2 protein-coding genes are annotated in these 1,796 nt (G+C 50.9%); both read left to right on the top strand.

Features of this window, described 5'->3' with window-relative positions; all coding sequences use genetic code 11:
• Positions 1-205: 205 nt before the first annotated feature.
• A complete protein-coding gene (locus C8261_RS17235; protein WP_146161710.1) occupies positions 206-709 on the top strand; it encodes a hypothetical protein in 504 nt (167 codons plus the stop codon).
• A 98-nt stretch (positions 710-807) separates the two neighbouring features.
• A complete protein-coding gene (locus C8261_RS17025; protein WP_107494919.1) occupies positions 808-1,662 on the top strand; it encodes an RES domain-containing protein in 855 nt (284 codons plus the stop codon).
• Positions 1,663-1,796: the final 134 nt, after the last annotated feature.

Genomic DNA, 1,796 nt, shown 5'->3' with positions numbered 1-1,796 from the left:
GATGGCATGCTGGTCACTCCTCACGAAGTCATGCAGAATCGACGCCATCACCGTGATGGAGTCGTCATGCAGGATAGTTCGTGGGTGCCCGGCGGGCGACCTCTCCGCGTAGCGGCTTCGTTCAACCAGTGCTTGCAGCGGACCGTCAAAATGCTGCGCATTTTGCCGTCCCCTGAAGGCCGTCGTTAGCAACTAAGGAAGCGTCGTGAGCAACGCCGATCACTTTTTCGCTAGATTAAGAGACCCACTTCACGAAACCACCCGAAAGGCTAGGCGCAATGTCATGGCATCATCTCTGATCGGCGTATTAATTGCAGAGGTGGGTCTGGTGCCGGAAAAGATATCTGCCATTGGCATTGAATTCACAGCGGCAAACCAACAGGCTTTAATAACGCTTCTGGTTGCTGCAATTGCATACTTTACAGTTAGCTTTCTCGTTTACGTCTATTCAGAACTCACCGCATGGCAGGTCGTTGTTGCATCGAAGGAGCTCGAAGAACTAAAAGAGGCAATCAATAGCAATGAGGTTGTCGCCTTTGGGACAGTTGATACTGACCGCTTCAAAGGGCATTTGAAGTTCCTTCATTTCAAGACAAGACCGACCTTCTTTATCAGGCTTGCAATCGAACTGGCAATACCACTTGCTTTCTCGGTATATAGCTCCCATGCGCTTCTTTCCGCAAACTTGGCAGAGGCAGCCCTGAGTTGAATGCTGATCCAGCCTCTGCTAACCAACGCTTGCACCCGACCGTCAAACCGCTGCGCAGTTTGCCGTCGGCTGAAGCTTCACGTTAGAAGGTATCGCTGATGAGTAACGCAAAGAGAGGTATTCCCTTTCAAGCTGTGCTTGCGCTAACTGAGCAGCTGAGTGGCGGTAGTCGCTTTCGGCTACCTTGGACACAAATTCGGGGGCTGTTGGATGATTTGACGGAAGGGCACTTCTGGCTTGGATATCCGATTAAAACGGATTGGGGCATTTTTCGAGGCCGTATAGAAAACAGCGAGCATCTTTTTACCAATGTTCGTGAGTTGTCTAACCGAAAGCCGGAAGACGTCAAGGACTATGGTCGGTGTCACAAGCCGGGCGTATCAATCTTTTACGGAGCAAACAATTTGGATACCGTGCTCTCGGAACTTCGGCCAGAAATCGGGGATCGACTGCAGGTCTCAGTTGCTAAGCCGAAAAAGGAGCAAGAGGTTGTCCTAACCGCTGTTGGCGAAATTGAGCATGTACGAAGGTATGGCCGGGCGCTGATCGGGAACGAGGAAAGTCGAGCAATGATTCAGGAGTTTTTGGACAACATAAACTCTGAAGCCGGGTTGAAAGCCCTCTATCTCGACGCTTTTATGTCTGACCTATTCATCTCACCAGCCCGAGGAACTCAGGATTACAAGGCTACCTCGGCCCTCAGTGACATCATCCTATCTGCCGAGCGTGATGGAAAACGAATACTAGATGGGTTTGCTTATCCGAGCGTCGCCCACAGAGGAGGCATGAATTTCGCCATACGCGGTGAGAGATTCGCAGAGTGCATGGAAATAGATCATTGCATGGCTTTTGAAATCATCGACTATCTTGGCTATGGAATCTATGGTCGGCGGCAATATGCCAAGAGCACGTCCATAGCTTCGGACGGCACCATCGAATGGGAATCTCTCTAGAACCTTCTAACGATTAAGGTTATGTCGTGATCGCGAAGCGAGCCACGACATGAACCGATTGTTGAACAAGCCCGGTTCGTTTCCCTGGAAATAGCTTCAAGTGCCCCGACCCGGAATGGGCCGAGGTGGCCAGC

The organism is Pseudothauera lacus, from assembly GCF_003034845.1.
In the GTDB taxonomy this organism is placed as follows: domain Bacteria; phylum Pseudomonadota; class Gammaproteobacteria; order Burkholderiales; family Rhodocyclaceae; genus Pseudothauera; species Pseudothauera lacus.
This window is presented reverse-complemented; position numbering and strand designations above follow the sequence as displayed.